Annotated in this window: 6 protein-coding genes; all 6 read left to right on the plus strand. The window is 60.4% G+C overall.

The genetic code is table 11. The features are described from left to right. Window positions 1–221 precede the first annotated feature (221 nt). The 6 genes from AB4Z00_RS24855 to AB4Z00_RS24880 all read left to right on the plus strand — a co-directional run bounded on the left by AB4Z00_RS24855 (window position 222) and on the right by AB4Z00_RS24880 (window position 7,774). Window positions 222–782, plus strand: a complete 561-nt coding sequence (locus AB4Z00_RS24855) for a PAS domain-containing protein (protein ID WP_442047655.1) — start codon at window positions 222–224, stop codon at window positions 780–782. Between the two features lie 2 nt (window positions 783–784). After that, a complete protein-coding gene (locus tag AB4Z00_RS24860) occupies window positions 785–4,201 on the plus strand; it encodes a chemotaxis protein CheB (protein ID WP_442047663.1) in 3,417 nt (1,138 codons plus the stop codon). Further along, on the plus strand, window positions 4,198–4,557 hold the full coding sequence (locus tag AB4Z00_RS24865; protein WP_442047656.1) for a response regulator: 360 nt from the start codon (window positions 4,198–4,200) through the stop codon (window positions 4,555–4,557). Before AB4Z00_RS24860 ends, AB4Z00_RS24865 begins: the two co-directional genes overlap by 4 nt. A 712-nt stretch (window positions 4,558–5,269) precedes the next feature. Beyond that, complete coding sequence (locus AB4Z00_RS24870; RefSeq protein ID WP_442047657.1) at window positions 5,270–6,712, plus strand: ATPase domain-containing protein; 1,443 nt, start codon at window positions 5,270–5,272, stop codon at window positions 6,710–6,712. A gap of 37 nt (window positions 6,713–6,749) precedes the next feature. Next, window positions 6,750–7,118, plus strand: coding sequence for a response regulator (locus tag AB4Z00_RS24875; RefSeq protein WP_442047658.1), 369 nt, complete (start codon window positions 6,750–6,752; stop codon window positions 7,116–7,118). Further along, the gene (locus tag AB4Z00_RS24880) at window positions 7,118–7,774 is read left to right on the plus strand and encodes a PAS domain-containing protein (RefSeq protein ID WP_442047659.1); all 657 of its coding nucleotides are present in this window, start codon (window positions 7,118–7,120) and stop codon (window positions 7,772–7,774) included. The genes AB4Z00_RS24875 and AB4Z00_RS24880 overlap by 1 nt, the downstream gene beginning before the upstream one ends. Window positions 7,775–7,907: the final 133 nt, after the last annotated feature.

The following is a 7,907-nucleotide window of genomic DNA, read 5'->3' on the forward strand; positions in this document are numbered from 1 at the left end:
GCAAGGAAACGATGACACAGGCGGCGGGTTCACCCCCGGCTCACCTTGTGGCAGCGCTCGTTGGCCGAATAAGGGGCCAGGCAAAGGGTTCACCGCCTGGTATGTGGTAGGCCGCCAGGTCTCGACCTGTTGCAGCAGATAGTGCACAGCGCCTGCCATCCCTGCTTTCTGTTCTCACAGGAGATCGCCGCTATGATCGCACTTGCCTCAGGAGTATCGAATTGTCGGATCTGACAGTCCCGGAGGAACTTCTTACCTTCTTCGAGAATTCTCCGGTCGCGCTCGCACTGGGCGATCCTGCAGGCGATAATGAGCTTATCATGGTGAACGCCCGGTTCACGGAGCTTACCGGTTACCGGCAGGTCGACCTGGCGGGAATCAACTGTCGGGTTCTCCAAGGCAATGCCGGGGATCATGAAGGCCGCGCACGGCTGCGTGCCTTCCTGCAGGACGATGCTGCGGTAAGCGTCCGAACTCCGATCCTCAATTTTCGAAAGGACGGTGAGCCCTTCGTCAACTTGCTCTATATGTCGCGCCTGCGCACGCTTTCGGGCCGCGCGCGCTACATCTTCGCTTCCCAATTCGACGTCAGCCGCGCACAGCCCGATCGCCTCAGAGCCTATGACGCGCAGCTCAGTAATACTTTGACCCGGTTAAGTCCGATCGCCGCCGAGAGCGGGATCATCGTTGAGGGAACGCTTACAACCATCGCCAATTCCGCCACCGCCATTGCCCAGGCCAAGCTCACCCTAGCCAACCTGGACAACAGCTCTATCCTGTGATCATGTCCAAAAAGCACCCCAGTGTACCCGTTGTCGGCATCGGCGCATCGGCGGGCGGTCTAGAAGCTTTACGCGAAATGCTCTCGGCTGCCCACTTGCCGACCGGAATGGCCTTCGTCGTCGTCCAGCACCTCGACCCCAATTACGAGAGCATGCTGGCGCAGCTCCTGGACCGCGCCACGCCGCTCGACGTGCTCCAGTGCGAGGGGGGCGAGGAACTGCGCCCCGACCGCGTCTATATAATACCCCCCGGACGGGGTCTCGCTTTGCAGGACGGGCGCTTGCAACTAACCGACTTCGCGCAGCCGCGGGGGTTGAGGCGGCCGATCGACGATTTCTTCATTTCGCTTGCCGCCGAAAAGCAGTCCGATGCCGCCTGCGTCATACTATCCGGAACCGGTGCCGACGGCTCCACGGGTTTGCGCGCCATCAAGGAGCACGGCGGTGTGTGCGTGGTCCAGACACCGGAAAGCGCTCGCTACGACGGTATGCCGGTCTCCGCGGTGGGCACCGGATTGGTGGACTACGTCAAGCAGCCCGGCGAGATCATCGAATGCCTAAGCGCCTTCTTCGCTCGGCGCCGCGGGAAGCCAAAAAAGCGCGAGGCCGAACTGGTCGCCGATCACGTCGACGAGCTGTGCGCCGCCTTGCGCAAAGGGGTGGGCCACGATTTTTCGGGCTACAAACGCTCTACCCTGGTCCGCCGGGTAGAGCGGCGTATGCATGTGCTGAGCATTGATTCGGCCAGCGGCTATCTACAGCGTGTGCGTTCCGACAGCGTCGAACGCGAGGCTTTGTTCCGCGACCTGCTGATCAACGTCACACGTTTCTTCCGAGATCCGGCTTTGTTCGAGGCGCTTCGCGAGAAAGTAATCGAGCCGCTGCTCCGCGACCGCGCAGTCGATGACGAAGTCCGCGTGTGGGTGCCGGGGTGCTCGAGCGGAGAGGAAGCCTACAGCATCGCGATGCTATTTGCCGAGGCGGCCCGGCACATGAACCTGGCCAATCCGGTGCAGATATTCGCCTCCGATATCGACGAGCAGATGTTGCAGATCGCGCGTGAAGGCCTCTATCCCGCCTCGGCGCTGGCCGACATTCCGTCCCCGGCGCGCGAACGCTGGACGGTTCCGCATGGAGACAAGTTCTCGATCTCCGGCCAAATTCGTGATCTCATTCGTTTTTCAAACCACTCTATCGTCAAGGATCCGCCTTTTTCGCGCATCGACCTGGTCTCCTGTCGCAATCTTCTAATCTACTTCGACGACCGACTTCAACAATCGGTCATGCCTATCCTGCACTATGCGATCCGTCAGGGCGGCTATCTGTTCCTCGGCCCTTCGGAAAGCATTGGCCGCTTCGACCACTTGTTTCCGGCCATCGACCATCATGCCCGCATCTTTGAGCGCGGGCCGGGAAGCCCCAGCTATCCGCTGGACCTTCCTGGCGGCGAACACGCAGCACAGCGGCGCCGTGAAGAGGCAGGCGCGCGCAACAGCCCTCGCAAGCAGCCGGAAGCCGGGGTCGCGGTCCAGCGGTTGGCAGAAAACTACGCGCCGCCGGCCATGGTGCTCAATCAGGACGGCGCGGTCCTCGCCGCCTATGGCAAGCTGAGCCGCTACTTCGATTTTCCGGTTTCGCGAACCGGCGGTTCAAATGCGATCTCCCTCGCCAAGCCTGGACTGCGCGATGTCGTCGGCCCGCTGGTGYGCCAGGCGCGCGATGCCCGTAAGCGCGTAGTAGCCCGCGATGTCGAGGTTCGCTCCGATTACGGCGTTCAGCCGTTGGAAGTCGTTTGCGAGCCGCTGCCCGACGGTACACTGCTGCTGATCTTGCGCGATCGCGGCGCGTTCCAGCCCTTCGACGGCCCTGACTATGCGGAGATCGAACCGGGCGACGATCACATGGAAGCGCTCGAGGAGGAGTTGCGCCTCACGCGGCACAAGCTTCGCACGGCGGTGGAGGAACTGGAGACCGCCAACGAGGAGCTGAAAAGCTCCAATGAAGAAATGATGTCGATGAACGAGGAGCTTCAGTCCACGAACGAAGAGTTGTCAACCGTCAATGACGAACTCAAGAGCAAAGTCGACCAACTCACCGTCGCCAACTCCGACTTGCGCAATTTCTTCGAGTCCACCGAGCTTGCGGTTATCGTGCTCGACGGCCAGCTTCGGATCCGCAGCTTCACCGAAGCAGCGACTTCAATCTTCCCCCTTCAGCCGAGCGATCGCGGCCGCTTGCTCGCTGACGTCGCAACGCGCCTGGATGACGGCAGCTATCTCGACGACGCTCGGCGGGTCGCGCAAAGCGGAGAACCGCTGCACCGACGGGTGCGCACCCGCGATGGCGGCCGGACGATGTCGCTGCGCGTCCTGCCCTATCGCACCCAGCACGGAACGATCGATGGCGCCACGCTTGTGCTCACCGACATCACCGTGGCGCTCGTGATGGAGGACGATTTGGCGGCCGAGCGGGAACGACTCGACCTTGCCGTTCGCTCCGGCGGAATCGGCATCTGGGAGTACCGCCCTGACGAGGACCAGGTCATTTTGGACCCAACGAGCCGAAAACAGCTGTGCCTGGCACCTGCGGGCGAGCTCGGCCTGGGCGAGGTGCTGGAACGGGTCCATTCCGAGGACCGCGCGGCGATCGAAGACAGCATCGCCCACGCTCTCTACGACGATCGGGATATCGACGCGGCCTTCCGCGTCTCAGAGCCCGGATCGGCCCATGCCGCATATCGCCACCTCAAGTTTTATGGACGATTGATCGGATCCCGCCCGCGACGCCTGGTCGGTGCGACGATCGACATGACCGCGGAATATACCGTGGCAGAAACGCGGGGCCTCATGCTGCGCGAGATGAACCACCGGGTGAAGAACCTGTTTGCGGTGGTTAGCGGCATGATAGCGGCCGCGGGCAGATCGCACGAAGATGTGCGCAGCTATAGTGAAGACTTGCGGGAACGCATTGCCGCATTAGGCCGCGCCCACTCGCTTGCGGCGCCGTCGGGCTGCGAAGAGCAAACAATCGCGCTGCGCACGCTCATCGAGACCACCACGGCCGCTTACGCAGGGCGTTCTGAAATTCTCGTCGAAGGTCCGGATATCGGAATCGAGCGCAGCTGCCTCTCCTCTCTGGCACTGATCCTTCACGAATGGACGACCAATGCGGCGAAATACGGTGTGCTGGGGCCCCGCGCGGGAACTCTTCGGGTCCAATGGACTTTAGCCGCCGACGGAATTGAATTGATCTGGGACGAAGTTGGTGCGGATACGCTTGAAGTGGCTGAAGGGTCGGGTTTTGGAACGTTGCTCGTCGCCACTTCGGTTCGTCAGCTTGGCGCGCGGATATCGCGCGATGTGCATGAAGGCCGCTTCTGCCTTCGCCTACAATTGCCGGGAAGCGTGATCGCATCATGAACGAGACGGTCCTGATCGTCGAAGACGAACTGTTCGTGGTGCTTGATCTGGAAGACCTAGTTGCCGAGGAAGGCTTGGGCATTTCAACGCACTGCGGCACTGTCGCTGCCACGATGCAGACGCTTGAGCGGGAGCGTCCGGTGTTTGCCATCCTGGATGTGCGTCTCCCGGATGGGGAAGTCTTCCCCGCCGCCGACCGGCTCCAAGAGATGAATATTCCGCTCATCTTCCATTCGGGGCATGCCAACGAGGCGGACTTGCGTTCGCGCTACCCCGCCGCGCAGATTTGCGCCAAGCCGAGTTCTCCGTCTCAGCTGCGTGCTGCCATGCGAAAGGCAAGAGCAGGAAACGTGTGAGCGGACAATCTTTGGCGGTATCGCCACGCGAATCGCAGCCCAGCTTTTGCCGACGCCGTATTTTCGGTGCTGGCCCTTTCAAGTCGCCCAGTGCTCAAATTCCACCTCCCGGGTGCGGAGTGCTTGCTAACTCGGCAGGTGATGCCCGCAACCCGCGGAGCGAGCTCTGCCCTCCTCCCTCAAAAGAAGCGGTTAGCGGAAACTCATCAGGTTCTAAAACCTGTCTTACGGTCAGCCACGCGCCATCGCTTTCTTTGGCAAGCGTGCCGACAAGCCGTACTCCGTTGCAGAAGCGCCTCATCCAGCCAGCCTGAGCAGCTGGTAGCACCTCCAGCTACCATTCGAGGTTTGCTGCCGCGTCTGATCGGAAATCTCGACTTTTCATGCCAGGCGTGTCATTCGTCCTTCCTGCCACGAATTGTTCCGGAATTTGTCCGCAAGAGGCCCCCGCCAAGTTCCTGTCGCTGGCTTAGTGGCAATCAGGCACGAGCCTTATGCCGGCATTGCAGAGCCCGGTGTCTGCAAGAGGTCGTCCTCTGGGCAGTTGCGGCCGAAAGGCGCCTGAAGGCGCTGACCGACGCTTCCGCCCTCAGCCAAACGTAAGCTGATCAAACTGCAAAATAATCAATTCATATTGCAGACGGCCGCGGCGATGCCTGCTATCAGCGCCGAGGCAGGCCGATAAGGCATCTAGGCGCTAGTGAGGTTATCCGTGACGCAGTCCCTACCCCGTTTCTCGACCGGAGTTGCCGGCCTGGACACCGTTTTCGGCGGCGGCTTCGTTGAGGGGGCATCCTACATCGTGCAGGGGCAGCCGGGCGCGGGCAAGACAATCCTCGGCAATCAGATCGCGTTTGCCACCGCGGCGGCCGGGAAGAAGGTGCTGTACGTAACCCTGCTCGCTGAGACGCACGATCGACTCTTTCAGTCGCTGTCGACTCTGAGCTTCTTTGAGAAAGCGGAGCTTGGCACCAACATCTCTTATATCAGCGTGTTCCAGACCCTCAGCAAGGAAGGTCTCGGCGCGGTGGTCAGTTTGCTTCGTAAAGAGACGAAGCGCCAGGGGGCGTCGCTGATTGTCTTCGACGGCCTTTTGAATGCCAGAGACCGCGCTGAGACGGACCTCGACGTAAAGACCTTCGTAGCCGAGGTGCAGAGCCAAGCTGCGTTCGTCGGATGTACGGTTTTGTTTCTGACAAGCGCCGGCGTTCAAGACGACAGCCCCGAGCACACGATGGTGGACGGTGTGCTGGAACTGCATGAAGAACTCGTCGGCGTACGCACTGTACGCCGTCTGCGGGCCCGCAAGTCTCGCGGAAGCGCTGCGCTGGGTGGATACCACCAATATGAAATTGCGGACGACGGCATCCGCGTATTCCCGCGGATCGAAGCCGCCTTCCACGCCCCGTCGATCGAGGACAAGCCCGACCCGAGGCCCCTACGTTCCGGCATCAGCGGTTTCGACGAGATAACGAATGGCGGCCTTCCCCGCGGATCGATCACCCTGCTGATCGGGCCTTCGGGCTGCGGAAAAACCTCCTTCGGCATAAATTTCCTCTCTGCGGCCACAAAGGAGGAGCCGGGCCTCCACTTTGGCTTCTACGAATCTCCAGACCGGCTGTTATTGAAGGCGAAGGCCTTGGGGTTGGACCTTAGCGGCCATGTCGAGAGAGGTGAGGTTGAAATTCTCTGGCAGCCGCTGACCGAGAACCTCATCGACAAGATGGCTTATCGGCTTCTCGATGCCGTTTCGGCTCGAGGGGTGAAAAGGTTGTTCCTCGATTCCTTTGGCGGCTTCGAACGCGCAGCGGTGCATCGACCGCGCATGGTGGAATTCTTTGCTGCCCTGACGAACGAACTGCGCGCCATGGGCGTTACCACAGTGGGAACGTGGGAGTTGCGTGACCTTTTCGCGCCCGAGGTAGCAGCGCCTGGGCCGGAGATCTCGAGTCTGCTCGATAACCTCATAATGATGCGACAAGTCGAAATCAGATCCGAGTACAAGCGGGCACTGTCTGTGCTCAAGATCCGTGATCAATCCTTCCAGGCAGCGCCGCAAGAAGTCTATATCGACGGTCACGGCTTGGCGATAAAGGGACCGTTCGAACCAGCTACCGGGATTTCAACCGGCTTGGCCAAGCCTTTGGAAGCATGACGGCTACCATGGACAAAAGGCCCCGGTGGAGTTCTCCATGAAGATCGTAGTTGCCGAGGATGAGTTCCTGATTGCGGATCTGCTTGTGGTTAGCCTTGAAGAGGCCGGACACGAGGTGCATGATGCCGGGCATGGTGCGGCGGCGCTTAAGCTTGTCCGTAATTTCGTGCCCGATTTGGTCATCACCGACTTCATGATGCCATTGATGACAGGCCTTGAACTTGCAGAAGCAATGAAAGCGGACAGCGCGCTCCAGCGCATCCCGATCATTCTTGTTACCGGCGCGCAAGGCTCCATAGCCAGATCGCGCAACGACCTGTTCGATCGCGTTTTCGATAAACCGTACAAGATGGACCAGTTGCTTTTAGCGGTTGCCGAGCTCGGCGGCAGCGGGAACCGATCCTGATGGCTGCGGACGCCGAGATCCCTATGCACGGACCGCGACCCACTGGGCAGGGTCTTTCGCTGGACGCACACCGCCTGGCCGCGATCATAGAGTCTTCCGACGACGCCATCATCGGAAAGACGCTGGAAGGTATCATCACCGATTGGAATGCGGCGGCTGAGCGTATTTTTGGTTACGCCCCCGATGAGATCATCGGGCGATCGGTTCGGACGCTTATCCCGGCCGATCGAGAAGCCGAAGAAGACGAGATAATCAGTCGCCTCAAGACGGGCGATCGTGTCGAGCACTTTGAAACTGTCCGGCAGCGCAAAGATGGTGCGCTGATAGACGTGTCTCTTACAGTGTCACCGATCAAGGCCGCAGACGGCTCTACCATCGGCGCCTCCAAAATTGCCCGCGATATCACAGCGCGCAAAAAGACCGAGGCACTCCTTGCCCAGCAAACGGAGCGACTGCAGACGCTCAACCGGGTTGCCGACGTGATCTCGCGCGACCTTGATCTTGACCGGATTGTCCAATCAATCACGGATATCGCGACCGAGCTCTCCGGCGCGAAGTTCGGCGCCTTCTTCTACAATGTCGCCGATGCCGCCGGCGAGTCCTATCAACTTTACACCCTTTCAGGGTCTTCCCGAACAGCATTCGACAGCTTCTGAGAACACCGGTAATAAAAGGGGCCATCCGTCGGCTGAGAGCACCGGGATAAAAAGGGGCCAGTCCTGCTAACCTCCGTTTTTGGGCGGAGGAGAAGGATGAAGAGAGTGGAGCTTTATCAGAAGGTCCGGCGTG

It is taken from the genome of Novosphingobium sp. YAF33, from assembly GCF_052113265.1.
Taxonomy (GTDB): domain Bacteria; phylum Pseudomonadota; class Alphaproteobacteria; order Sphingomonadales; family Sphingomonadaceae; genus Novosphingobium.